This is a genomic window from Frankia sp. KB5, from assembly GCF_002099325.1.
GTDB lineage: Bacteria > Actinomycetota > Actinomycetes > Frankiales > Frankiaceae > Frankia > Frankia casuarinae.
In genome coordinates, this window is the sequence record NZ_MRUJ01000065.1 from 1 (window position 1) to 25,881 (window position 25,881).

The window sequence follows — 25,881 nt, forward strand, 5'->3', positions numbered from 1 at the left end:
ATGTACCTTGTCCTCGCGACGGTGGTCCGCGAACCGCTCCGGGTCGAACCGTTCCGGGCTCGGCCAGTACTCCGGCATCTGGTGGGTGAAGGCGAGCGCGAGGGCGGCCACGGTACCGGCGGGCACCGTGACGCCGAGCACGTCGATGTCTTTCACTGTGGCGCCCAGGAGGATCGGCACCGGCGTGACCAGGCGCAGCGCCTCCTTCATGACCAGAGCGAGTGACGGCAGCCGATCGAGGTCGGCATGGTCCACCGCTGGCGTGCCGAGGGCGAGCGACTCCTCGCGGCACCGCTGCTGCCACTCCGGATGCCGTGCCAAATAGTAGCTCATGCTGGTCATCGTGATCGTGGACGTGTCGTGCGCGGCCACCATCATCAGGATCATGTGGTTGACGACGTCGTCGTCGCTCAGCCTGCTGCCGTCCTCGGCCTCGGCGTGGCAGAGCCGRCTGAACATGTCGGTGCCGCTCCCGGCTCGTTTCGCGGGCACCCGCAGCCGCAGGAACTCCTCCAGGTACCGGCGCCCGGCCAAGCCACGCGACCAACGTAGCCCGGGTGCCGGCACGCGGACCACCGCGCCCGGCGCGCGGATGCAGGCGAACAGCGCGGCGTTGAACCGGTCGGCTTCCGGTCCCAGCCGTTCACCCATGAAGATCCGGGTCGCCAGTTCGAGGGTGAGCTGTTTGACCGCGGGATAAACCTGGAACCTCGCGCCCGGCCGCCACCCCGCGACGCCCCGTTCGATGGACGGGTTCATCCCGGCGAGATAGCCGCGCAGTCTGTCCGGGGCGAACGCGCCGGCGAGGATCCGACGGTGGTGGCGGTGCTCGTCGAAGTCGAGCATGCTCAATCCGCGCCGAAAGAACGGTCCGGCTATCCGTTGCTGCCCCGGGCCGTTCGCGAATGCCTGCTCATGGTTGCGCAGCGCCAAGCCGGTGGCGTCCGGGCCGAGCAGGCTCACCACCCGCAGCCCGAAGGTCCGCTCCCATGACACCGGGCCATACCGGTCGTAGCGCTGCCGCCAGTGCTGGGCAGGGTCATGCAGGTAGCGCAGGGTGTATCCCACCAGGGGCGGACCTCCGTCGCCCGGCACCGGTCCCCTGGAACCCCTCACCGCCATGAAACCCCTCACCGCCACGACGCTCTCACATCCTATTTAAAGGTTGCGACGCATTAGACGCATCGGACGCATCGTAGGAACCGCCGCGCGGGGACAGTTCGGCGAGCTGGGCCCGTACCCAGGCGGTCACGTCCGCGGCCGTGGGGTCGGCGGTGAGCGAGGTGAACACCACCGGACGGGCACCGCGGGCCGCGGTCGCGTCCCGGGCCATGACGTCGAGGTCGGCGCCCACCAGGGGGGCCAGATCGGTCTTGTTGATGACCAGCAGGTCGCTGCCGGTCACCCCCGGTCCGCCCTTGCGGGGCACCTTGTCGCCCCCGGCGACGTCGACGACGAAGATCTGCCGGTCGATTAGCCCGTAGCTGAACGTCGCGGTGAGATTGTCACCACCGGACTCGACGAGGACCAGGTCCAGGGGGCCGGTGTCGGCCTCCAGGTCCTCGACCATGTCAAGGTTCGCGGTGATGTCGTCGCGAATCGCGGTGTGCGGGCAGCAGCCGGTCTCGACCGCGCGGATCCGCTCGGGATCGAGCACGCCGGCCCGGCGCAGGAAGTCGGCGTCCTCGGTGGTGTAGATGTCGTTCGTCACCACCCCGATGCGCAGGCTCGACGACAGGGCCCGGCACAGCGCGGCGACCAGGGCCGTCTTACCGCTGCCCACCGGGCCGCCGACCCCGATCCGCGGCGCCCGCCCGGCGCCGGCTGGCCCCGCGTCAGCTGGCCCCGTGCTGGCCCGCCCGTCAGTTCTCTGGAACTCCTCATGTCCGAGGTGCATCGTCGCGCTTCTCCCGTTCGAGGGGCCCGCCGGTGCTCACGCGGCGTGCAGGGCCGGCAGCGCGGTGCCGAGCTGGGCCCGTTCGAGGAACGCGCCCGGCATGGCGGTGAGCTCGGCGGGGGAGGGCTCGGCGCCGGCGCGGACGAGCAGGTCACCCAACGCCGCGATCATCACGCCGTTGTCCGTGCACCGCCGGCGGGCCGGTATCCGCAGCCGGATGCCGGTCTGCTCGCAGCGGCTGGCCGCCAGCGCCCGCAGCCGGCTGTTCGCCGCGACCCCGCCGACGATGAGCAGGTCACCGATCCCGTGGTCGAGGCAGGCACGGACCGCCTTGGCGGTGAGCACGTCGACGACTGCCTCCTGGAAGGATGCGATCACATCGCCGGCCGGTACGGGGGAGTCGGGATGCGACTCGACCCATCGGGCGACGGCGGTCTTCAGCCCCGAGAACGAGAAGGTGTAGGGCGCGTCCGCCCGGCCGGTCAGCGGCCGGGGGAAGGCCAGCGCCGTCGCATCGTGGCCGACCGCGGCTCGGTCGACCGCGGGACCGCCCGGATAGGGCAGGCCGAGCACCCGGGCGACCTTGTCGAAGCACTCCCCGGCCGCGTCGTCAAGCGTGTCGCCGAGGTGGGTGATCGGGTCGCGAGCGAGGTCCCCCACCCGCAGCAGCGACGTGTGCCCGCCGGAGACGATCAGGGCGATGAGGGGATCGGGTAGCGGTTCGCCGTCGACGAGGTCCGCGGCGAGGTGACCGGCGAGATGGTGCACGCCGTAGAGGGGAACATCGAGCGCCGTGGCGTACGCCTTCGCCGCGGCCACCCCGACGTGCAGGGCGGTGGCGAGGCCGGGGCCGGCGGTGACCGCGACGGCGCCGATGTCCGCCACGAACAGCCCCGCCGAGGACAGCGCCGCGCGCACGCAGGGCACCAGCGCCTGCACGTGGGCCCGGGCGGCGATCTCGGGGACCACCCCGCCGTAGCGGGCGTGCTGGTCCATGCTCGTCGACAGGGCCTCGCCCAGCAGCGTGCCGTTCCGGACGAGCCCCACCCCGGTCTCGTCGCAGGACGTCTCGATGCCCAGCACGACCGGGCCCTGCTCCGGCGGCATCCCCGCAGCCTCCTCGCGATAGTCGGTACCTGCGAGATTACGCCGGCGCGCGGTCCTCGCCGCGCCGGCGCGGACCCTCGTCATGCGGGTGCGGACCCTCGTCATGCGGGTGCGAGGTCCCCGTCCACGGACGGGGACGTCACCGAACAGGCGCGGCACCGACCGGCAAGGGCGGCGTGGTCGGGCTGCAGGGTGAACCCGACGGTGGTGGCGAGCCGACGCGCGACGTCGTCGAGCAGGTCCGCGGGCACGTCGAGGATCGTGCCGCAGGAGCGGCACCGGACGTGCAGGTGGGCGCCGCCGGTGAGGGCCGCCGCCAGGTGGTAGACGGCCGGCCCGTGGTCGGGGTGGACGTGGGTGACCAGGCCGAGGTCGCCGAGGGTCTCCACCGCGCGATAGACGGTGGTGCGGTGCATGCCCGGGACGATCGTCTCCGCCCGGGCGAAGACGTCGTCAACGGACAGGTGCTCGCTCGTGCCGGCGAGTACCTGGAGCACCGCCCGGCGGGCCGGGGTAACCCGCTCCCCGCGGGCGCGCAACGCGGCGATCCCGGCGGCGGACGGATCGCCACGCCGGCCGTCACGATCCGTCTGACTGTCCTTCACGATCCAGGTGTCCTTCACGATTCACGTGGCACAGTATCCCGCATGACCGTGCTCCCGATCCGCACCGTTGGTGATCCCGTTCTGCGCACTCCGACCACGCTGGTCACGGAGTTCGACACTGTGCTCGGTCGGCTGGTCACCGACATGATCGACACCATGTACGACGCGCCCGGGGTGGGGCTTGCCGCCCCGCAGATCGGGGTCGGGCTGCGCCTGTTCGTCTTCGACGTCGACTACGACCCGCGTGACGAGTCGGTACCACGGGTGCCGCGGGTGGTGGTGAACCCGGTGCTGGAACTCGGCCCGGACCCGGGGCGGCCCGGGGAGACCCAGCGGCCCGGGGAGACCCAGCGGTCCGGGGAGACCCAGCAGCACGGCCCGGAGGGATGCCTGTCCGTCCCGGGGCTGCACTTCCCGACCACGCGGGCGCTGGCCGCGCGGGTCCGCGGGGTGGACGTTACGGGGCAGCCGGTCGAGTACGCCGGCGAGGGCCTGCTTGCGCGCTGCTTCCAGCACGAGGTCGACCATCTCGACGGGATCCTCTACGTCGACCGGCTGACCGGGGAGGCGCGCCGTGCCGCCGTCCAGGCACTGCGCGAGCCGCCGCCGACCCCGGAGCAGGCACGGGCGGCCGGCGAGTACCTGCGGTCGCTGCGCCGGTCAGCCGGGTCGGTCCGGTGACGGTTAGGGCCGATCGGGTCGGTCCGGTGACGGTCTGACGACGGTCGGGTCGCGCCGGTCGGGTCGCGCCGGGGACGGCCGCCGGTCGCCCGACGGGCTATCTTGGTATCCGCCTCGTCCTCGAGGATGCCACCGGCGAGTGCCCGTCTTCGAGGTGTCCCGTCTTCGAGGCGCCCCGTCCTCGATGTGTCCCATCCTGGAGATGCCCCGGTGAGTGGAGGAGTGGCTGCGGTGACCGAGGTCTCCGGCGGGCCGTACAAACGGCCGTTCCGGTTCAACATCCAGTGTTCCTCCCCCGCCGAGGTGAGCGCCCGGTCATGGGCCGACCTCGCCCACCGGGTCGAGGATCTCGGCTACGCGACGTTGACCGTCTCCGACCATCTCGACGAGCAGGTCGCGCCGATCGCGGCGCTGATGGCCGCGGCCGACGCGACGACGACGCTGCGGATCGGCGCGATGGTGTTCAGTAACGACTACCGCCATCCGGTGGTGCTGGCCAAGGAGGCGGCGACCCTCGACGCGCTGTCCGGCGGACGGTTCGAACTCGGCCTCGGCGCCGGCTGGATGACCTCCGACTACTCCCGAGCCGGTCTGCCGCTCGATCCGCCGGGGGTGCGCATCGGCCGGCTCGCCGAGTCCCTCGCCGTCATCAAGGGGATGTTCGCCGACGGACCGTTCACCTACAGCGGCACCCACTACCAGGTCGCCGGCCTGAACGGGACGCCGAAGCCGGTGCAGCGGCCCCACCCGCCGATCGTGATCGGTGGTGGCGGGCGCCGGCTGCTGACCCTCGCCGCCCGTGAGGCCGACATCATCGGGCTGAACATGAACATGGCCGGCGGGGTGATCGACGCCTCGCTCGGCGCCAACGCGACGACGGCGGCGACCGAGGAGAAGGTCCGCTGGATCCGGGAGGCCGCCGGCGCCCGTTGGGACGATCTCACCCTTCAGGTCCGCGTCCACCTCGTCGTCGTCACCGACAACCGCACCCAGGTCGCCGAGCAGTTGGCCGCCGGGTTCGGGCTCACCTCCGAACAGGCGCTCGCGACCCCGCACGCGCTGTGCGGGTCGGTCGACGAGATCGTCGACGACCTCGTCGAGCGCCGCGAGCGCTTCGGCCTCAGCACGATCGGGGTCTCCCTGGACGCGTTGACCGCCATGGCGCCGGTCGTCGAACGTCTCGCCGGCACCTGAGCGGTCCGCCGCCCTCCCCCCGAGCCGTCGTCCCCCCGAGCCGTCGTCCCCCCGAGCCGTCGTCCGCTGTCCGTCCCCGTCGAGGAGCCATCGTTGGTCACGCACATGAAGTGGTGGGGCTGGGGCAAGGAGAGTGTCTCCTTCAGCCCCAGTGACAAGCCCGACCTCGCGCCGTTCATCCGTACGCACATCGGGCTCGACATCACCCGCCTGCCGGCCCAGCCACCGGCCTTCGCGGACCTGACGATCGCGGACCCCGTGCTGCCGGAGCCGCTGCGCGCCGCGCTTGTCGACGCCGCCGGCGCGGAGCACGTCACCACCGACGCACAGGCGCGGGTCGTGCACGCCTACGGCAAGAGCCTGCGTGACCTCGTCCGGGTTCGTAACCACGACCTCGGCCGACTGCCCGACGTCGTCGTCTACCCGGGAGACGAGGAGGCGGTCCGGGCGGTGCTGGCCGCGGCGCTGGCCGCGGACGCGGTCGTCATCCCGTTCGGCGGCGGCACCAACATCTCCGGCAGTCTCGAGGCGCCGCGCACCGAGACCCGCCCGGTGATCTCCGTCGACCTCGGCCGGCTCGACCGGGTGCTGGAGATCGACGCCGACGCCCGCCTCGCCCGCGTACAGGCCGGTGCCCTCGGCCCGGGTCTGGAGGAGCAGCTGGCCGCGCAGGGCTGGACGCTCGGCCACTTCCCGGACAGCTTCGCCCACTCCACCCTCGGCGGCTGGATCGCCACCCGCTCGTCGGGCATGCAGTCCGACAAGTACGGCGACATCGCGGAGATTACCAGGGCGGTGCGGGTCGTGACCCCCGCCGGGGTACTCGTCACCCGGCCCGTGCCCAGCCAGTCGACCGGCCCCAGCGTGCGGGAGATGATCCTCGGCAGCGAGGGGCGGCTCGGGATCATCACCGAGGCCACGGTGCAGGTGCATCGAGTGCCCGAGCAGCGCGTGATCCTCGGCTACTTCTTCCCGACCTGGGACGCGGCACTGCTGGCCATGCGGGAGATCGCCGCGAGCGAGGCCGCGCCGACGGTCACCCGGGTCTCCGACGCCAACGAGACGCGGTTCTCCTTCGCTACCCGCAAGCGCGGCTCCCTGGCCTCAAGTCTCGTCTCGGCCGGTATGAAGCAGTACCTGCGCCGGGTCCGCAGGTACGACCTCGACCAGATGTGCCTGTCGTTCATCGGCTTCGAGGGTTCACCCGCGCACGTCAAGGCCCAGCGCAAGCTGGTCGGGGCGATCGTCGCGCGCCGGGGCGGGATCTGTGTCGGCACCGGCCCGGGGCAGCTCTACGACCAGAAGAAGTTCGACACCCCGTACATCCGGGACTTCCTGCTCGGTCAGGGCGCGATGGCCGACGTGTCGGAGACGTCGACGTCCTGGTCGCAGCTCGGCCCGCTGTACCGGGGGGTGGTCGCGCGGGCGAACAAGGCGTTCGCCGAGATCGGTGTGACCGGTTGGATCRTGTGCCACCTGTCGCACTCGTACCACTCCGGGGCCTGCCTGTACTTCACGTTCGCCTATGCCTCCCCGGTGACGCTGGAGGCGATCGACGGGTACGACACGGTGAAGTCCGCGATCCAGCAGGGCTTCATCGAGCATGCCGGCACCCTGTCCCACCACCACGCGGTCGGCGTCGAGCACGCGCGCTGGCTCGCCGACGACATCTCACCAGCCGGCGTGCGCCTGCTCACGGCGCTGTTCGACGGCATCGACCCGGGCCGCAACCTCAACCCCGGCAAGATCGTCCCAGGGGTGGACGTCGCCCCGGGCCTGGCGGATTCGGCGGGCCCGGATTCGGCGGGCCCGGATTCGGTGAGCCCGGATTCGGTGAGCCCGGCCGGGTCCGATCCGCGCTGAGATGCGCACGATCCTCGTCATTGGCATCGGTGCCGGCGACCCCGACCAGCTGACGATCCAGGCCGTCAAGGCGCTGAATCGGGCCGACGTCTTCTTCGTCCTGGACAAGGGGGCGGCGAAGGAGGACCTGGTCCGGCTGCGGCGGGAGATCCTCGACCGGCACGTCGAGGGGAACGGCTACCGGATCGTCGAGGCCCGTGACCCGAGCCGCGACCGGTCCTCGACGGACTACACCGCCGCCGTCGAGGACTGGCATTCCCGCCGGGCCGCACTGTACGAGCGGATGATGCTCGACGAGCTGGGCGAGGATGGCTGCGGGGCGTTCCTGGTCTGGGGTGATCCGTCGCTGTACGACAGCACGCTGCGCATCATCGACCGGATCGTGGCGCGGGGCGTGGTGCGGTTCGACTACGAGGTGATCCCGGGGATCACCAGCGTGCAGGCGCTCGCCGCCCGCCACCGGCTGATCCTGAACCGGATCGGCGGCCCGGTCGAGATCACGACCGGTCGCCGRCTCGCCGCCGGATTCCCGCCGGGGGTCGACGACGTCGTCGTCATGCTCGATGCCGAGAACACCTWCCTGACCCTGCCGGCCGACGACGTCGACATCTACTGGGGCGCCTACCTCGGCACCCCGGACGAGGTCCTGCTGCACGGTCCGGTCGCCGAGGTCGGCGGGCTGATCGAGCGGACCCGCGCCGAGGCCCGCGAGCGTAAAGGCTGGATCATGGATACCTACCTGCTCCGCCGCCGTGAGGAAAGTGGCCGGTGAGAACCGTGGAGACGGCAGGGGGAATGTCCGATGAAGCTGCACGAGGTGCGCGCCCGCCGGTCCGTCGAGGCGCCGCCCCGGCGTGACCAGCTTGCCTGGAAGATCGCCGAGGTCGCCGCCGAGCGGGTGCCGGTGCCGCCGGAGGTCGTCGAGATGATCGGCAACCGAATCATCGACAACGCGGCGGTCGCCGCGGCGGCGCTGACCCGCGGCCCGGTCGTCGCGGCCCGCGACCAGGCGCTCGCCCATCCGTACACCCCGGGAGCGACGGTCGTCGGCGTCGAGCGGGCAGTACGGGTGTCGCCGGAGTGGGCGGCCTGGGCGAACGGCGTCGCCGTGCGGGAACTGGACTTCCACGACACCTACCTGGCCGCGGACTACTCCCATCCGGGCGACAACATCCCCCCGGTGCTCGCCGTCGCGCAGCACACCGGCCGCGGCGGCGCCGAGCTGGTCCACGGGATCGCCACCGCGTACGAGATCCAGGTCGACCTGGTGACCGGCATCTGCCTGCACGAACACCGCATCGACCACATCGCCCACCTGGGCCCCTCCGCCGTCGCCGGGATCGGTGCCCTGCTCGGCCTGCCCCCCGAGCCGATCTACCAGGCCGTCGGCCAGGCGTTGCACACGACGACGACCACCCGTCAGGCCCGCAAGGGCGAGATCTCCACCTGGAAGGCGTACGCCCCGGCCTTCGCCGGCAAGACGGCAGTGGAGGCGGTCGACCGGGCGATGCGCGGCCAGACCTCGCCGGCGCCGATCTACGAGGGGGAGGACGGGGTCGTCGCCTGGCTGCTCGGCGGCCCGGACGCGGTGTACCGGGTGGCGCTGCCGGAACCCGGCGAGCCCCGTCGGGGCATCCTCGCCACCTATCCCAAGGAGCACTCCGCCGAGTACCAGAGCCAGGCGCTGATCGACCTGGCCCGCCGGCTGCGTACCCGGCTGCCCGGGGCCGGCTCGTCTCTCGGGGCCGGCTCGTCTCTCGGGGCCGGCTCGTCCACGGCCTCCTCCGAAGCCTCCTTCGAGGTCGACGTCGCGGCGATCCGCCAGATCGTCATCCACACCAGCCATCACACGCATCACGTGATCGGCACCGGCGCCGGGGATCCGCAGAAGACCGATCCGACCGCGAGCCGGGAGACGCTCGACCATTCGATCATGTATATCTTCGCGGTGGCGCTGCAGGACGGGACGTGGCACCACGAACGTTCCTACGCCCCCGAACGGGCCGCCCGGCCCGACACCGTCGCGCTGTGGCACCGGATCCGCACGGTGGAGGATCCGCAGTGGACCCGCCGTTACCACGCGACCGACCCGGCCGAGCGGGCCTTCGGCGGGCGGGTGGAGGTCACGCTCGTTGACGGGACGTCGATCGTGGACGAGATCGCCGTCGCCGACGCGCATCCGGCCGGGGCCCGGCCGTTCCGGCGTGCGGACTACGTCGCCAAGCTGCGTACGCTCGCCGAGGGGGTCGTGTCGGCCGCCGAACAGGACCGGTTCCTCGACCTGGTCGGCCGGCTCGACACCCTGACCCCGGCCGAGCTCGCCGGGCTGACCCTCGTCGCCGACGCGCTCGCCCTGGAAACGGGCGGGACGAGGGGGGTCTTCGCATGATGGTGCCGGCCGGCCGGCCCGTCGCGGACAAGCGGCGGATGCTGCGGGCGGGTCTCGCCTCCGGCCGCCTGCAACGCTGGCCGGGCGCGTTCGTCCCGCTGGTCGCGATGAGCATCGAACGGACCGGTTTCGACGGCGTCTACGTCTCGGGGGCGGCGCTGTCCGCGGCGCTGGGACTGCCCGACATCGGGCTGACGACGCTGACCGAGGTCGCCGCGAGTGCCGGGCAGATCGCCCGGGTCACCGACCTGCCGACCCTCGTCGACGCCGACACGGGATTCGGTGAGCCGCTGAACGTGCACCGCACGATCGGGCTGCTCGAGGACGCCGGGCTCGCCGGCTGTCACCTGGAGGACCAGGTCAACCCGAAGCGCTGCGGCCACCTGGACGACAAGGCGGTCGTCGGGCGCGACGAGATGGTGCGCCGCCTGCGCGCCGCGGTGGCGGCCCGCCGCGACGACGCCTTCGTGCTCTGCGCCCGCACCGACGCCGTCGCCGTGGAGGGGCTGACCGCGGCGATTGACCGGGCCCGTGCCTACGTTGACGCCGGCGCTGACATGATCTTCCCGGAGGCGCTCGCCGACGAGCGGTCGTTCGCGGCGTTCCGGGCCGCCGTCGACGTGCCGATCCTCGCGAACATGACCGAGTTCGGGAAGTCGCCGCTGCTCACCGCGGCGCAGCTGACGGACCTCGGGGTCAATGCCGTCATCTATCCGGTGACGACGCTGCGCGTGGCGATGGGCGCGATCATCCGGGGGCTCGCGACGCTCGCCGCCGAGGGCACCCAGGCCGACCTGGTCCCGGCGATGCAGACCCGCGCGGAGCTCTACGACCTGCTCGACTACGCCGGCTACGGCGCCGCTGACATCCTTTGACATCCTTCCGGTGGAAGGCTGCCATCCGTCGCAGGACGGGGACCAGCGTCGCCACCGCGGCCATCACACGATAGCCCGCCGGGGGCGTCCCGGACCTGTCAAGGTCGAAAGCGCTTATGGCGGTCACGCACCGCAGCCGGGGGTCGATCGCCTCAAGTTCCGCGCAGCTGTCGATGCCCCAGGAGACGGTCGCCCCGGCGGCTGCACCCCCGACGGGGCAGACTAGGCGGCATGGCGAGTGCGTCCACGACCCCCCCCGACCGCACCGGTGGCCTGCGCCTGCCGGTGACCGCCCCCTCCGCGGAGGGCGAGGTGGTCGAGCTCTGTCGGGAGATGCTCCGCTTCGAGTCGGTCAACCGCGGCAACGGCGACGGCAACGAGCGCCCGATCGCGGAGTACGTCGCGGCGAAGCTCGCGGAGGTGGGCCTTGAGCCGACCCTGCTGGAGTCGGCCCCGGGYCGCACCAGCGTGGTGACCCGGGTGGAGGGGGCGGATCCCTCGCGTGCGCCGCTGCTCGTCCACGGTCATCTCGACGTGGTGCCGGCGGATGCCAGCGAGTGGCGCCTGCCGCCGTTCGCTGGCGAGGAGGCCGACGGCTGCCTGTGGGGTCGGGGCGCGGTGGACATGAAGGACATGGACGCGATGACCCTCGCGGTCATCCGCGACATCGTCCGCACCGGCCGCAGGCCACCCCGGGACCTCGTCGTCGCCTTCGTCGCGGACGAGGAGGCCGGCGGCGTCCTCGGGGCGCGCTGGCTCGTCGAGAACCATCCCGACCTGTTTGCCGACTGCTCCGAGGCGATCAGCGAAGTCGGTGGGTTCTCCTACACCGTCTCCGACGACCTGCGCCTTTACCTCATCGAGACGGCGGAGAAGGGCATCGCCTGGATGAAGCTGACCGCTGCCGGCCGGGCCGGCCACGGTTCGATGATCAGCGATGACAACGCGGTGACGGCGCTGTGCGAGGCGGTGGCGAGGCTCGGCCGGCACACCTTCCCGCTGGTCATGACCCCGACGGTCCGGGTGTTCCTGAACTCCCTCGGGGAGGCGCTCGGCATCGAGTTCGACCTGGACGACCTGGAGGCGACCGTCGCGAAGCTCGGCCCGATCGCCCGGATGATCGGTGCCACGTTGCGTAACACCGCCAACCCGACCCAGCTCGAGGCCGGTCACAAGGTCAACGTGATCCCGGGCGAGGCCACCGCCTACGTCGATGGTCGCTATCTGCCCGGTCAGGAGGAGGAGTTCATCCGCCAGCTCGACGAGATCCTCGGGCCGGACATCCGTCGCGAATGGGTCGTCCACGACCAGGCGTTGGAGACCAGCTTCGACGGCGCGCTGGTGGAGGCGATGGCCGCGTCGCTGCGCGCCGAGGACCCGATTGCCCGGGCCGTGCCCTACATGCTCTCCGGCGGCACGGACGCGAAGTCCTTCTCCCGGCTCGGCATCCGCTGCTTCGGGTTCTCCCCGTTGCTGCTGCCGCCCGACCTGGACTTCTCCGGCATGTTCCACGGGGTGGACGAACGGGTGCCGCTCGACTCGCTGCGCTTCGGCGTCCGCGTCCTCGACCGCTTCCTGCACGCCTGCTGACCGGACCTGCCGGTACGGACCTGCCGGTACGGATCTGCTGACCTGAACCTGCCGGTACGGCTTGACGAGATGCCGCTGTCCGCGCGCGGGGCACCATCCGCGTAGGAGCCATCGTCGATGCATGACATGATGGGGGTATGGCTGGCGATCCGCTGTCCAGCATCGGCCTCGGAGCTCCGCTGGACGCGGACGCGGACCATCCCCGGGCCACCTACGCCTATCTCGTGCAGGTCAGCCGGGACGGCAGCGTATGGATCGCCGATCGGGCCGAGCCGTCCGGGGGCATCGAGGTCAGCGTGTTGTCCGCGCTGGAGGTCGCCCGGCAGGTTCTGCGTCGCCGGTTTGTGCAGCTGCGGGCCGATGACAGCGCCCATTGGAGCGATCACTGGTTCCGGGTCGACGTCTGGACGGTGGAGCGGTCCCGGAAGGCGGATACCGGCGACGCCGGAGCCGGCGCAACTGGAGCCGGCGCAACTGGAGCCGAGGTGCCGGCCGGATGGGCGTTGTCGGGACGGCATCTGCAGACCCGGGGGATCGCTCCGGACGTGGTCGAGGTGCGCACGCCCTCCCAGGTCCGCTGCCAGGTGGGCGGCTGTCAGGTGGGCAGATAGCCGGGCAGGCCGCCGGGGCGCCGACGGCGGCGCAGCACTACCCGCCGGGAGCCATCCGGGAACAGCCGTAGGCGTTCGAGCTCCCAGTGGCCGAACTCGGCGTGCATCGTGAGGATCTGGACGGCTGCCCGGCGGTCCGTACCCGGCGGCAGGTACAGCCGCTGGTACTCCAGCTCTACTCCATCCAATGCGGCCTGACCTCGTGGTTGCGAGCGGAGGATGACCGGCTGCGTGTGGTGTGGTGTGGTGTGGGATGGCRACCGATCATCGTGCGGTCCCCCTCTACGTTAACCGTATCGCCATCTTCTGGAAGGGCTTCTGGAAGCGCTCGCGAGATGATGCGGGCCCAGCGCGCCATCCACCGACGCGCGGCCGGTGGTCAGGGCACGGCCGGTGGTCAGGGCACGTAGGAGAGGGTGAAGGCCAGYGTCGCGTAGAGGGTCATCGCGGCCGTGGTGGCGGCGAGCGTGAAGGTGAAGATCTCCCGCCGGGCGGTGACGAGCGCGGCGACCAGCAGGAACGGGAACGCCCCGTAGACGTACCGCTCGGCGGAGTCCAGGTTGCTGCCGGTCAGCACGGCAGCCAGGACCAGGGCGCTCCACACCGGGTACGACACTGGCAGCCGGCGCGCCATGACCACCAGCCCCACGAGCGCCAGGAGCAGCCACGGCACGTGCAGCGCCGTGCCCAGCTCGCCGGAGAAGGCGCCCCGCGCCGCGTCCCACAGCACCGCCAGCGGGTTCGAGCTGCTGCCGTGACGTGCCGCGTCGCGCTGCAGCGTGAACGGCGCCAGCCCGTCACCGTAGGAGTGCGCCGACCACAGCAGGTAGATGCCGGCGCCGGCCACCGGGGCGAGCACGGCGAGTAGTCGACGCAGCCCGTCGCGGGCGGTGAGCGTTCCAGCCGTAGGCGTGGTGGCCGGCGTGCCAGGGCCGGGGCCGGGGCCGAGCCGGCGGACGAGCGGCCAAGGCAGCCCCCGGGCCGCCTCGAGAAGCACCGGCACCGCGAGGATCAGACCGAGGGGGCGACACAGGCCGCCGAGCAGGCCGGCCACGGCCGCCAGTTCCCAGCGCCCGCTGCGGGCACCGAGGAACACCGCCACGGCCAGCAGCCCGGCGAGTGCCTCGGCGTACCCCATGACCAGGACGAAGGCGGGTGGAGCCAGCGCGGCGAGCCAGATGAGCCGGGTGGTCGCCTCCGGGGCGAACCCCTCGAACCGGGCGAGCCCCACCAGCAGCAGCGCGAAGACCAACGCGCACACGTTGACCACGACCAGGAGCACGACGCCGACGTGGGCGTCGGCTCCCGGCAGCTTCGACAACCCCCGCACGAGCAGCGGCAGCAGGGGAAAGAACCGGCGGCTCTCGGCCCCAGCGCCGCTGTACCCGACCTCGGCAATCGTCTTGTACCACCCGGCGTCCCAACCGAGCAGGTCGGTGGTGCTCAGCTGCGCGCCCTGCTGCCCGCGGGCGTTGTCGGCGATGTACCTGGTCAGCGCCAGGGCCGCACCGACCGCCAGCCGGGCCGCGAGCCAGGCGAGCACGACCTCGCGCAGTTGCCAGCGGTCCTCCCAGCGGGTGGCCGCATGCCGGCCGCCCATGCCGCCACCTACCCGATGATCATCCGGCAGGGCCTCGGTCGCGGTCAAGAGGCCCGGAACCGCAGCAGCGCGTAGTTCTCGTAGACCTTGGCCGGCAGACCCTGCTTCATGACCTCGTCCGCGAGTGGCCGGGCCTCCTGCAGGGTGGTGCGCACCACCGTGCACAGCTCCTCGTAGGTGCGGTATGACCCGGAACCGGCGAGAAAGACGGTGTGTTCCGGACCGGCCTCGGCGAGGGCGCGCCGGGCGATCGCGACCCCGTTGGCCGATTCGTTGCGCTGCTCGTAGTCGACCCAGTCGACCCGATCCGGCGGTGCGTAGGTCGGCACGACGTACACCTTCATCCAGTTCGGCACGGTACGGGCGAGGCCCGGTCCGAGCTGGTCCGGGCAGACCAGCATCACATCACCGGGCCGGGCGGTCCGCTCGAGGACCTGCGCGGCCTCGGTGGCCTGGCTCCGCTCCCGGTGGATGTCGGAGGTCCCGGCGAGCAGACCGGTCAGGGCGGCGACGGCGACCACTCCATGGAACACCCGCCGATCGGTGATGATCGTCGCGCCGAGCCCGATGACCAGCAGGAACGGCACGAAGGCGGTGGCGGTGTACCGGTCGGCCCAGGCGTTGCCGACCACCTTGCCCGCCGTCACCGCGACGACGAGTGTGCCGGTGGCCAGCAGGAACAGGGTCCGACCCGGTTCGAGACCACGCAGATCGAGAAGGATGAACCGGCTACCCGCGGGCCGGCCGGCGATGCCGGCGGCGGCGAGACCGGTGATCAGGAACAGCAACAGGCGACCCAGGGTCGTCGGGCCGCCGGCCCACTGGCCGTAGGCGTGGGAGATCGCGGCATAGCTGGCGGGCTCGCCCCAGGGGGTGCCGGTGTGGGCAAGCTGGTCGAAGAAGTCGGGCAGCCACGGGGCGAAGACCAGCCCGCCACCGACGATGCCGAGCAGCCCGAAGACCGGCCCCCGCCGCTGCGGGGTGAGGAAACGGGTCGGTGTCCGGTGACTGTGGGGGGCGCCCCGGCCCCGGCTTCCCGGGCTTCCCGGGCTTCCCGGGGCGGAACGGTATCCGGGTACACCTGTCGGGCCCGGATCGTTCGCCGAGGCGGTCATGCCGCCCGGCACACCCGCCGGGTCCGCCGCGCCCGCCCCGCGCCGGATCTGGCGCGCGACCCACCACGGACGGGCCACCAGCAGCAGGACCAGCCACGTTCCGACCGTGAGCAGCAGGTAGAGGCACCAGTAATGGGTCAGCGCCAGGCCTCCCGCGCAGAGCGCCAGGGCGATCGTCGATCTGATCGACGGTGCCCGCAGGACGCGCTCCAACGCCAGTCCACCCAACGCGGTGAGCAACACGATGAGGCTGTACATCCGGGTCTCGGTCCCGAAGTACAACGCGAACGGCGACGTGAGGTACAGCACGACGCTGACCCGCGCCGCCCGCTCGCCGACCACGCGGCGGGCGAGCAGGAACAGCGGCCACGCCGCACCGATGTTGATCAGCGCGGACAGGGAGCGGACCGCGAAGGTGCCCTCGCCGAACGCTTTGATCCAGCCGTGGAGCACCAGGTAGTACAACGGCGGTGAGCCGTCCCGTAGCAGGCCGTCCCACATCGTGAAGGCCGACCCACGCAGGGGCAGGCGGGCGATGGCGACGCTCTGCGCCTCGTCCAGCCAGAGTGCCTGGCTGGCGGTGAACCGCACGATCACCGAGACGGCGAGGAGCACTCCCATCACCGCGGTGAAGATCCGTCCCGCACGGCCGGATGCGTTCCCGACCTGGTCGACCGGCTCGGGGATCTGCTCCGCCGGCCGGACCGCGACATCCGTCACGGTCAGTCCCTTCCGTCCACATTGACCGGACTGCGACGGGCCGGCCGGTAGACGATCGGCCGGCCGGGCAGGGCCGCATCCGGTACCAGTCTCGCGTGGCGCGCCCCTACGCCTCGATGATGTTCCGGATGGGTGATGGGACGCGGCCCGTCCCATCACCCATCCGATCCGTACCCGGTAATACCGGGTACGTCCCCGGCCATGCCGGCCGGCCCCGGAAGTGGAGCGGGCGCCGACGGTGAAACGCGCCCGACAACCTGCCCGACAACCTGCCCGACAACGCGCCTGACATTGTGGCGGCGTCCGTCGAACCCGTGCCCCGGACGAACCCGTCCCGGATGAATCCGTGCTCCGGACGAATCCTCCGTCAGGACCGGGCGATGCCCCGGGCCGGCGACGAAACCTCCTCGTGGTAATCCTCCTCGACGTTGACCTCCCACACATCGTGCTTGGTGCCGTCGATGATGTTCTGGACCGTGAGCATCGCGGTGAGCATCGAGTGGTCCTGATTGTTGTAACGGTGCATGCCGTTACGGCCGACCGGGTGGACGTTCGGCRTGTTCTCGGCCAGCCAGGCGCGGATGATATCGACGTTCTTCTTGTAGTGTAGGTCGTAGTATGGATATGCCTTCGGCATGCGTACGACGAAACCCTCTTCCACCTGCTGGGCCCTGATCAGACCCAGCTCGACGAGTTCTTTCGTCCCGAGCGCGACCAGTTCCTCATCGGAGGCGTTCCAGGTCTCGTCACCCTCGAAGACGAAGTACTCCAGGCCGAGGCAGGTACGCCCGTCCTTGACCAGGAATGGCGACCAGGAGGCGAAGTTCTGGATCCGGCCGACCTTGACGGTGGGGGAGTGGATGTAGATCCAGTTGTCCGGGAAAGCGGCCGAGGCCGGCACCACGAGGGCGATGGTGAGGAAGTCGCGGTACTTCAGCGCGTTCGCCGCGGCCAGCACGTGGGCCGGTGCCGGCGGGTCCATCACCCGGACGAGGGAGGAGAACGACATCGACGAGATGATCTCGTCGGCCTGGTACTGGTACTCGCTGCCGAGGTCGGAGCGCGAGGACTCCGGGGCGCCGGCCCCTGGGCCGTACCCGCCGGTCACGGTCGTGGTGACGCCGGTCGCGCGGCCGTCGGCATGGTGGATCTTGCGGACCTTCTCCTCGAAGACCACCCGGCCACCCTGCTTAATGATCTTGTCGGTGGCGGTCTCCCACATCATTCCGGGCCCGTACTTGGGGTACTGGAACTCCTCGATGAGGGAGGTGATCTCCTTCTGGTTCCGCTTCGGTAGGACCGCGTTCACGATCGCGTTCATCATGGACAGGCTCTTGATGCGCTGCGCGGCCCAGTCCGAGGGCATCTCGCTCACCGGAACGCCCCACAGTTTCTCGGTGTAGGTCTTGAAGAAGGTGCGGTAGAGCCGCCAGCCGAAACGGGCCACCAGCCAGTTCTCGTAGTTGCTCTGGTCCTGCGGCGGCCGGATCCGGGCCGCGGCGTAGGAGGCGATGCAGCGCGCCGCCTCGACCAGGCCAAGCCCGCCGAGCGCGTTTCCCGCCTTGAGTGGGTAGTCGAAGAACTTCCCGTTGTAGTAGATGCGGCTCGATCGGGGGCGCAGCAGGAAGTCCTCGTCCGGCAGGATTTCGTGCCAGAGCTTTTCGACCTCGGGAACCTTGGTGAAGAAGCGGTGGCCGCCGATGTCGAAACGCCAACCTTCACGCTGGGCCGTACGGCTGATTCCGCCGACGACCGAGTCACCCTCGATAATCGTCACGGGGACGTCCCGTTTCACCAGCTCCCAACCGGCGGTCAGACCTGCCGGTCCGGCTCCGATGACGACTACCTCTGGCTTTTCGGTCACTGTGCCGGACCTCTCCTCAACACACACTCATGGTCACTCGGGTGGACGGACACCGGGCATCGCGCCACCGGGACGCCGGGCCCCTGGGACCGGTCCTGGGTCGCAAGTGTTGCATGGCGCGAGCGGAGACCCGTCCGCACCCCCTCGACCTGTCCGCACCCCCTCGCCCCGACACGATGCGATGATCCGTTATACGTCCGCCCTATTCCCATAACGCGCCTCCGCGCCGCCTGATCGGGTGGGGCTCTGGCATCGTGCGCACATGGGATTGTCGATACCCGGCCAACGGGCACCGCAGACCTCGCCTCCCCCGGACGGGCCGCTTCCTCCGGGGCGGGTGATGCCGGCGATTCTGGTCGGTTGGTGCGCGGTGGCCGGTGGCATCGCGGCCAAGGACGGTCGGTACGGCGCCTGGGCGCTGTCGAGTGTCCTGGTAGGTTTCGCGGCGGTGGTCCTGGCGGTCGTGGCCACCGCCGGCACCAGCAGCACCGCCGGCACCAGCAGCACCGCCGGCACCAGCAGCACCGCCGGCACCGCCGTGGCCGTGCGCCCGCGCGGGTGGTTCGGGGCGTGGCTGCTCGTGGCGGTCGTGATCGGCGTCGCGCCGCTCGTGCGCCGTCCCCGCTACTACGCCGCCGGCCGGTTCGCCACGGCGGCGGACGTGCTCGCGATCCTCGCGGGCCTGCTCGCCGCCGGGTCGATCATGGTCATGCTGCACCACGTCGGCCGGGGGCGTCGGATCGGCCGGGAGCACCACCGGGGCCGGGGCCGGCTCGATGTGCTCGCCTCTCCGTGGGTGTTCTGGCTGGTCCTGGCCTTGGCCTGTGCGGCGGGCGTCGCTACGATCCGCGCCGCGCCGACGCCCCGCATCGACGTCTTCCACCTGCTCCAGGTCTCCGCGGCCGGYCTGCCGCACGGGGCCGACATGTACCGGCAGCAATGGGCGCCGAGCCGGGCCGAGTACCCGGTCGACGGCCTGTTCGACGTCTACCCCTATCTACCGGTCACGTCCGTGCTCCTGGCTCCCTTCCGGCTTCTGCTCGGTGACGTCCGTTACGGCCTGCTGCTGGCCCTGGCGGTGGCGGCGGTCCTGATCCGCGCGGTCGCGGGACGGGCACCCGCGGCGCCGGCGGTGGCCGCGCTGCCGTTGCTGGTCGTCGTGTTCCCCGAGTCGATGTACGCCCTGCAGCAGTCCTGGACCGAGCCGTTGCTCGTGGCGTGCCTGGCGGCGACGGTGTGGGCGTCGACGAGCGGGCGGGGACGGGTGGCGGTCGTCACGTTCGCGCTCGCCCTGGCGACCAAACAGCACGTCGCGCTGCTGATCCCCCTGGCGGCGGGCTACCCCGCGTTCGGGCCCCGCCGGACGGCCTCGGCCGCGGCCGCGGCGGCGCTCCTCGTTGCCCCCTGGGTGCTGGCCGGTCCCCGGGACTTTCTCGACGACGCGGTCTGGACGAACCTCCACTACGAGGTGCTCGCCCACTCGCTGTCCCTGCCGGGCCTGGCGTCGCATTTCGGGGTCACGCTCGGATTCGGCTCGACCGCGGTCGCCCTCCTCGGTGCCTACACGGCGGCCTGGCGGGCTCGCGGGGACGCCACCGGGTTCTGCCTGGGGGCGGCGTTGGTCCTGCTCACCCTGAACCTGATGAACAAGCAGACCTTCTTCAACCACTACACGTTGCCGATGGGTCTGCTCGTGCTGGCCGTCGCGGCCCTCGCCGTCGACGACCCCGCCCGCGCCGTTGACGACCCCGCCCGCGCGGGCGGTCAGCGCAGCGTGGAGAACCGTTCCAGCGACGCGCCCTCGTACAGGTTGCGCCGCTCGACCTGCACGGTGCGGTCGCGCAGCGTGGCGAGTTGGTCGGACAGCACGGCGCAGGCGCCCTCCAGGAACCGGTAACCGTCCGCGCGGACGAGCAGCACGGCGTGGCCGGGGCCGGCCAGTTCGTTGACCTCGGCCGCGAAGCTGGTGCCGTTCGCCCGTTTCATCCGGTCGGCGTAGTCGACCCAGTCGACGAGCGCCGGGCCGGAACTGTCCGCGTACACGATCTCCCGTACCGTGACTTCGYCGTGCCGTTCGATTGCCCGGTGCACGGCCGGGCCGAGCTGGTCCGGGCAGTAGGCGACCACGTCTCCCGGCCGGGCCAGCGCGACGATCCGGCCCGCGATCTCCCCGGCCTGGGTGCGTTCGGTCCGGGCGAGCTGCCACCCGCCGAGCAGGCCGCTGAGCGAGGCGACGATCAGTACCCCGGCCCGCACCCGCCGGCCCGGCAGTTGGGCGATGCCGAGCGAGGCGAGCAGCAGGCAGGCCGGCAGGGCGATGCCGGTGTAGCGCTCGGCATATGCGCTGCCGCCGAACATGTTCACGCAGTAGGCCAGGACGAGGGGGACCAGCCAGATCGCGGCCAGGTAACGGCCCGGCACCCGGCCGGAGACCTTGACCGCGAGCTCCCGCCCGTCCGGACGCGCGGTCAGGCCGATGAGCGCGCCCCCGAGCAGCACGATGCCGAGCAGCGCACCGGTGGAGGTCGGGCCGGCCCAGTCGAAGACCGTGTCCAGCAGCACCTGGGCCTGCACCTTGGGCGCCCAGGGCGTTCCGGTGTGCAGCATCTGGAACAGGAACGACGGCATCCACGGCGCGAACAGCACGGCGGAAGCCGCCATCGCGGCGAAGGCCCGCAGGGTCACCTGCCGGTACTGGGGTCGCCGCCGGGCCTGTAGCAGCATGAACGCCGCCACGGTGAAGATCAGCAGGAACGTCCAGTAGTGGGTGTAGACGAGGGCGGCGGTCGCCAGCGTCAGCATCGCCAGCCGTGCCGGCTCGGAGCGTTCCAGCGCCCGCACGGTCGCGAGCCCGAACACCAGCACCAACAGGACGACCAGCGAGTACATCCGCGTCTCGCTGCCGTAGCGGATCGCGTAGGGAGAGCAGGCGAACATCAGCAGGGTCGCCAAGCCCACCCAGGCGTCGGCGTCGCGGCCACCGTTGCCGGCCYGGAAGGCCGTCCGGCCCACCCGCCGTCCGGCCAGCCACGCCGCCGGCAGCGTCGCCAGCGACAGCACCCCGGACAACGCCCGGACGGCGACGTCCCCGTCGCCGAACACCGCGATCCAGGCGTGCAGCAGCAGGTAGTACAGCGGCGGTGAGCCGTCGTGCCGCAGCGCGTCGAGCAGCTGTGGGACGGGGCGCGAGGCGATGGCGACCGTCAACGACTCGTCGAGCCACAGATGGCTGGGGGTGGCGAACCGCATCAGCGCGCCGGCGGCAACGGCGAGTATGACAGCGACTACCAGCAGCTGCGGGCTGGCCGCCGCGATCCGCGCCACGGCGGTGGTCGTGCGCGCGGTCCCGGGCGTGATGACCGTCCCGGTCGTGACATCGGCTGTGGCGCTGTTCGCGGCTGTGGCGCTGTTCGCGGCTGTGGCGCTGTTCGCGGCTGTGGCGCTGTTCGCGGCTGTGGCGCTGTTCGCGGCTGTGGCCACGACCGCGGTCGCGGTCACGTCCACCGGCGCCTGGGGGCGGCGGGGACCCGAGAGCACCGCCGGCCCGGATCCGGTGTCCTGGCCGACGGTTGGACTCCCGGATGCGTCTACGTTCACCATGCCCCCTCGTCTGCCACGATCTTGCCTCCTGTCAGAGAACCGCCTTCCGCCGGGTGGCCGCAGTCGCCTGCTGGCGGGGATGTACGCCCCGACACTTCAGACTGTCATCCGTTCGTCGCCGTCCCGTACGCGGGCTGCCTCCCCAGCGGTCGCGCCGCCCGCCCGCCGCGCGTCGGATCCGCCATCGGGCCTGCCGTCCGGCCCCCCGTCGGGATCTTCGTCGGGATCTTCGTCGGGATCGTCGAAGCCGCCGGCGGTCTGCCCGGCGAGCAGAGCCGGGAGCAGCGTCGTGCGGCGCCGTCCGCCCGAGCTCCGCACGGCGTTGCGGATGGCCGGGCCGTTCACGGCCACAATCGACAGGTGGGCCTGCGCCCGGGTCAGCGCCGTGTAGATCAGCGGACGGGTGAGCATCCGGCCGGCCTCCGGCGGGAACACGGCGACGACGGCGGGCCACTCGCTGCCCTGCGCGCGGTGCACCGTCACCGCCCAGCCGTGCCGCAGATCACCGAGGACACCGGCGGGCACCTCGACGACGCCGCCGGGAAACGCGACCCGCAGCGCACCGCGTTCGCCCAGCGCGACGACGGTGCCGATTTCGCCGTTGGCGAACCCGACGTCGATATGGTTCGCCGTGGCCACCACACGGTCCCCGATGTCGAACCCGGAGACGGCGCCGCCGCCCGGGTTCAGCGTGCCCTTCAACGCGGTGTTGAGCGCCGTGGTGCCTGCCGGACCGGCGTGCACCGGGGTCACGACCTGGATGTCCGCGACGGGAATGCCGAGCGCGCGGGGGATGGAGTTGGTGACGAGCTGGACGGTGCGATGCGCAGCCTCGCCGGAGCTGCCGGACGGCACCACCACGACCTCCCGGCCAGGCCCCGGCGGCGGCAGCTCCCCGCCGCGTACCGCGGCGGCCATCGTCGCGATGGCGCCGCCGTCAGCCTGTCGGTACAGCCGCCGCAGCTCGGTCACCGGGACCTCACCGGACTCGAGCAGGTCGGCGAGGATCTGCCCCGGTCCGATGCTCGGCAGCTGGGCCGGGTCCCCGACGAACATCAGGTGCGTGCCGTCCGCGCAGGCGTCGAGCAGCGCGGCGGCGAGCTCCGCGTCGAGCATCGACGCCTCGTCGACGACGACGAGGTCGGCGTCGATCGGGTTGTGCTCGCCGCGCGCGAACCCGCTGCCGCGCCCCTGGGCCTGCAACAGCCGGTGCAGGGTGCTCGCCGGCGCCCCGCACAGCTCCTCGAGGCGTTTGGCAGCCCGTCCGGTCGGCGCGGCCAGTGCGACGACCGCCTCGGCCGCCCAGGCCAGTCGTACGACGGCCGCGACCGTGCGGCTCTTGCCCGTTCCCGGCCCACCGGTGAGCACACTGACGCCGGACTCCAGCGCGGCGCGCGCCGCCGCGAGCTGGAGCTCGTCCAGCCCGGTCACCACCTCGTCGTTTGCCGGTCCGCCGTCGTTTGCGGGTCCGCCGCGGCCCGCCGCGGCGGCGTCCCGGTTCGTGTCCCCCTCGGTGCCATCGGCGCCGAGGGGGCTCTCGTCCCCCCCGTCCTTGTCGTCATCCTTGTCGTCGTCGAACGTCAGCGCCGTAGGAGGCGGGGCGGTGGCGGCCCATGCGGACACGGCCCGCCCCGCCGGATCGTCGTCGTCGACGGATCCCAACCCGTCGTACCCAGGCCCGTCGTACCCAGGCCCGTCATCGGGTCGGCGGCGGGCTCTGGGGGCGCCCGCGCGCAGCGGCTCGGCGGTCGCCGTCAGCCGTTCGATGCCGTCCGCGACGGACTGCTCGGCCATCGCGTACCGCTCCAGCGCGATCCGGTCGCCGACGGTGATGATCCGCCCGTCGTCGAGCGCCACGGTCAGCGCCGCGCTCGGATCGGCCACCCCCTCGCGCGCGGCGGCACGCAGCACCGCCTGCACGGGGCCCGCGGTGTCCCCGGCCCGGGAGGCGGCCCGGCCGAGCAGATGGGTGAGTACCGCCGGGCCCCGGCGCGGATCGTCGCGCYGCAGACCGCGGCGGCGGGCGAACCGGTCGGCCTGGGCGATCTCGGTGTCGGCGGCGGTCAGCAGCATCCACGGATCGGCCCGCAGGAGGTCGGCGGACGCGGGTCCCAGCAGGTCGGTCACCCCGCGCGCGAGCCGGGCCGGAAGATCCGCGGCGACGAGCAGTTCGACGACCGCGTACGTGCCCGCCACGGCGCGGAAGCTGTCGGCGAGCCGCCGGGCCCGCGGCCCGGTGACCCCCTCGACGGTGCCCAACCGGCCGACGTCGACGTGGTCGGGCCGGGTGATCCCGGCCGCGGGCAGCCGGCCGGCCGTCGTGCGGCCCAGCCCCGGCCACAGCCCCGCCCCGCAGAACGCGGCGAAGACCTCCTCGGGGTCCGCTGGCTGCGGGTCCGCTCGTGCCTGCGGGCCGACCGCGTCGGGCTCCGTGGTGGAAGCGGYCGTGTACTCGTCCGGCATGCCGGGAAGCGTAACGACGAACCGTTCCGCCGCTGTTGTAGCCCGCTGGGTAGCGTGGTATCCGGGACGGCGCTGTGGCGGCATGGCTGTAGGAAGGCGATGTCGCGTGTTCCGACCGATGCGCGTCCGGGCCCACCCGTGCGTCCGGGCCCACCCGTGCGTCCGRCCCGGCGGAGACAGTGAGCGTCAGCAACAGAAGGGACGGACCGGTTGACCACAGTCCTGCTGGTCCGCCACGGCCTGACCGCCGTGACCGGCAAGATCCTGCTTGGTTGGACGCCCGGCGTGGGGTTGGACGACCGTGGCCGCCGCCAGGCGTCGGACCTGGCGCGACGCCTCGCGGACATCCCGCTGGCGGCGATCGTCAGCAGCCCGCTCGACCGCTGCCGCCAGACGGCCGCGGCGATCGCCGGACGCCGTCCGGTCAGCGAGGCCAGCCCGGGCGGTCCGCGGCAGGTCGAGATCGACGAGCGGCTCGGTGAGTGCCGGTACGGTGACTGGACCGGGCAGGAACTGGCGACCCTGGCGAAGGATCCGCTCTGGGCGGTGGTGCAGAGCCATCCCAGCGCGGTCGTCTTCCCCGGTCCCGAGGGTGAGGCACTACGGGACACGCAGGCCCGTGGGGTGAGCGCCGTGCGGGAGTGGAACGAGCGGCTGGGCCCGGACGCCACCTGGTTGCTGTGCTCGCACGGCGACGTGATCCGCACGGTGGTCGCCGACGCCCTGGGCATGCATCTGGACATGTACCACCGGATCACCGTCGATCCCTGTTCCCTGACCGTGATCCGCTACAACGAGCGCCGCCCCTTCGTCCGGCGCATCAACGACACCGGCGGGGACGTCGTCGAGCTCCTCCCACCGCCGCTACCCCGGGCAGAGGGCTCCGCCGGGGCCGCCGACGCCGCGGCGTCGTCTCCCGGGTCCCGGAAGTCGCCGGAGCCGCCGGAGTCGCCGGGGTCCAGCGGACTCGACGTGGACGAGGTGATCGGTGGCGGTGCCGGCGGTTTCCGTCCCAGCGCCGGTGGTGGAACGGGCTGATCGGGCATGCCGCGCCGGATACACGTCTTCGACCCGCCGCAGCGGTTCGTTGTGGGCACCGTAGGCCTTCCCGGCGCCCGATCGTTCTACCTGCAGGCCCGCGACGGGGCGCGGGTCGTCACCGTCGCGGTGGAGAAGGCACAGGTCGCATTGCTTGCCGAACAGCTGACCGAGCTGCTCGACGAGTTGGGCCGCCGCGGCGCGACGCCGCCGCCCGAGCCCGCCCCGGCCGACCCCGACCTGTCCCCGCTCGATCTGCCGATCGACGAGGAGTTCCAGGCCGCGACGATCGCGCTCGGCTGGGATCCGCGTGGCGGACGGGTCGTCATCGAGGCGCAGGCGACGGGCCTGGCCGACTCGATCGTCGGATTCTCCGACGATCCCGACGGGCCGGACGCCGTCCGGGTCCTGCTGGGGTCCGAGCAGGCGCGCTCGTTCGTGCAGCGCGCGGCGCGGGTCCTGGCCGCGGGCCGGCCCTCCTGCCCGTTGTGCGGGCAGCCGTTGGACGACGGTCACGTCTGCCCGCGCCAGAACGGTCATCTGCGTTGATGCGGCCGGCGAGGGGCGCCGGGCCCGCCCGCCGCGGGTGCGCGGTTCGTGGTAGCGGTGCGGTTCGTGGTAGCGGTGCGGTTCGTGGTAGCGGTGCGGTTCGTGGTAGCGGTGCGGTTC

The 25,881-nt window shown here is 72.0% G+C and carries 20 protein-coding genes; 10 read left to right on the top strand and 10 right to left on the bottom strand.

Features of this window, described 5'->3' with window-relative positions; all coding sequences use genetic code 11:
- From KBI5_RS07420 to KBI5_RS07435, 4 genes are all read right to left on the bottom strand, one after another.
- Positions 1–1,068, bottom strand: a 1,068-nt coding sequence (locus KBI5_RS07420) for a cytochrome P450 (RefSeq protein ID WP_241882725.1), incomplete at its 3' end; no start/stop codon positions are given.
- A gap of 79 nt (positions 1,069–1,147) precedes the next feature.
- Positions 1,148–1,897 (bottom strand): urease accessory protein UreG, encoded by a 750-nt coding sequence (gene ureG, locus KBI5_RS07425; RefSeq protein ID WP_011437060.1) that lies wholly within the window; start codon positions 1,895–1,897, stop codon positions 1,148–1,150.
- A gap of 36 nt (positions 1,898–1,933) precedes the next feature.
- Positions 1,934–3,004, bottom strand: coding sequence for a tRNA (adenosine(37)-N6)-threonylcarbamoyltransferase complex transferase subunit TsaD (tsaD, locus tag KBI5_RS07430; RefSeq protein ID WP_011437059.1), 1,071 nt, complete (start codon positions 3,002–3,004; stop codon positions 1,934–1,936).
- Positions 3,005–3,105: 101 nt separating this feature from the next.
- Positions 3,106–3,609, bottom strand: coding sequence for a transcriptional repressor (locus KBI5_RS07435; RefSeq protein WP_023841051.1), 504 nt, complete (start codon positions 3,607–3,609; stop codon positions 3,106–3,108).
- Between the two features lie 42 nt (positions 3,610–3,651).
- Here KBI5_RS07435 and KBI5_RS07440 point away from each other — a divergent pair, with 42 nt between their 5' ends.
- From KBI5_RS07440 to KBI5_RS07475, 8 genes are all read left to right on the top strand, one after another.
- Positions 3,652–4,290, top strand: coding sequence for a peptide deformylase (locus KBI5_RS07440; RefSeq protein WP_043590970.1), 639 nt, complete (start codon positions 3,652–3,654; stop codon positions 4,288–4,290).
- Positions 4,291–4,521: 231 nt separating this feature from the next.
- Positions 4,522–5,484 carry an LLM class F420-dependent oxidoreductase gene (locus tag KBI5_RS07445; RefSeq protein ID WP_023841053.1) on the top strand — a complete coding sequence of 321 codons (963 nt, stop codon included), beginning with the start codon at positions 4,522–4,524 and terminating at the stop codon, positions 5,482–5,484.
- Positions 5,485–5,577: 93 nt separating this feature from the next.
- The gene (locus KBI5_RS07450) at positions 5,578–7,347 is read left to right on the top strand and encodes an FAD-binding oxidoreductase (protein ID WP_085014772.1); all 1,770 of its coding nucleotides are present in this window, start codon (positions 5,578–5,580) and stop codon (positions 7,345–7,347) included.
- 1 nt (position 7,348) lies between these two features.
- Complete coding sequence (cobF, locus tag KBI5_RS07455) at positions 7,349–8,119, top strand: precorrin-6A synthase (deacetylating) (RefSeq protein WP_085014773.1); 771 nt, start codon at positions 7,349–7,351, stop codon at positions 8,117–8,119.
- 30 nt (positions 8,120–8,149) lie between these two features.
- Entirely contained in the window at positions 8,150–9,736 is a 1,587-nt protein-coding gene (locus KBI5_RS07460; protein WP_035910179.1) for an MmgE/PrpD family protein, read from the top strand.
- Entirely contained in the window at positions 9,736–10,611 is an 876-nt protein-coding gene (gene prpB, locus KBI5_RS07465) for a methylisocitrate lyase (RefSeq protein WP_035958425.1), read from the top strand. The genes KBI5_RS07460 and prpB overlap by 1 nt, the downstream gene beginning before the upstream one ends.
- A 231-nt stretch (positions 10,612–10,842) precedes the next feature.
- Positions 10,843–12,201, top strand: coding sequence for a M20/M25/M40 family metallo-hydrolase (locus tag KBI5_RS07470; protein WP_011437051.1), 1,359 nt, complete (start codon positions 10,843–10,845; stop codon positions 12,199–12,201).
- A 137-nt stretch (positions 12,202–12,338) separates the two neighbouring features.
- Positions 12,339–12,812 (top strand): hypothetical protein, encoded by a 474-nt coding sequence (locus KBI5_RS07475; protein WP_011437050.1) that lies wholly within the window; start codon positions 12,339–12,341, stop codon positions 12,810–12,812.
- Here the strand turns inward: KBI5_RS07475 and KBI5_RS07480 are convergent.
- The 6 genes from KBI5_RS07480 to KBI5_RS07505 all read right to left on the bottom strand — a co-directional run bounded on the left by KBI5_RS07480 (position 12,797) and on the right by KBI5_RS07505 (position 24,258).
- Complete coding sequence (locus KBI5_RS07480) at positions 12,797–13,000, bottom strand: DUF5703 family protein (RefSeq protein WP_011437049.1); 204 nt, start codon at positions 12,998–13,000, stop codon at positions 12,797–12,799. The genes KBI5_RS07475 and KBI5_RS07480 overlap by 16 nt on opposite strands.
- 209 nt (positions 13,001–13,209) lie before the next feature.
- Complete coding sequence (locus KBI5_RS07485) at positions 13,210–14,460, bottom strand: hypothetical protein (RefSeq protein WP_175443435.1); 1,251 nt, start codon at positions 14,458–14,460, stop codon at positions 13,210–13,212.
- Positions 14,457–16,247: a glycosyltransferase family 39 protein gene (locus KBI5_RS07490; RefSeq protein WP_023841058.1), complete on the bottom strand. Its 1,791-nt coding sequence runs from the start codon at positions 16,245–16,247 to the stop codon at positions 14,457–14,459. The genes KBI5_RS07485 and KBI5_RS07490 overlap by 4 nt, the downstream gene beginning before the upstream one ends.
- A 367-nt stretch (positions 16,248–16,614) precedes the next feature.
- Positions 16,615–18,111: an NAD(P)/FAD-dependent oxidoreductase gene (locus KBI5_RS07495; protein WP_085014775.1), complete on the bottom strand. Its 1,497-nt coding sequence runs from the start codon at positions 18,109–18,111 to the stop codon at positions 16,615–16,617.
- A 1,764-nt stretch (positions 18,112–19,875) separates the two neighbouring features.
- On the bottom strand, positions 19,876–21,711 hold the full coding sequence (locus KBI5_RS07500; RefSeq protein WP_241882726.1) for a glycosyltransferase family 39 protein: 1,836 nt from the start codon (positions 21,709–21,711) through the stop codon (positions 19,876–19,878).
- A gap of 96 nt (positions 21,712–21,807) precedes the next feature.
- A complete protein-coding gene (locus tag KBI5_RS07505; protein WP_085014777.1) occupies positions 21,808–24,258 on the bottom strand; it encodes an AAA family ATPase in 2,451 nt (816 codons plus the stop codon).
- 126 nt (positions 24,259–24,384) lie between these two features.
- Between KBI5_RS07505 and KBI5_RS07510 the strand changes: the two genes are divergently transcribed.
- Together KBI5_RS07510 and KBI5_RS07515 are read left to right on the top strand one after the other, a co-directional pair.
- Complete coding sequence (locus KBI5_RS07510; RefSeq protein WP_011437042.1) at positions 24,385–25,212, top strand: histidine phosphatase family protein; 828 nt, start codon at positions 24,385–24,387, stop codon at positions 25,210–25,212.
- A 6-nt stretch (positions 25,213–25,218) separates the two neighbouring features.
- Complete coding sequence (locus tag KBI5_RS07515; RefSeq protein WP_023841062.1) at positions 25,219–25,761, top strand: DUF3090 domain-containing protein; 543 nt, start codon at positions 25,219–25,221, stop codon at positions 25,759–25,761.
- The last annotated feature ends 120 nt before the right edge of the window (positions 25,762–25,881 follow it).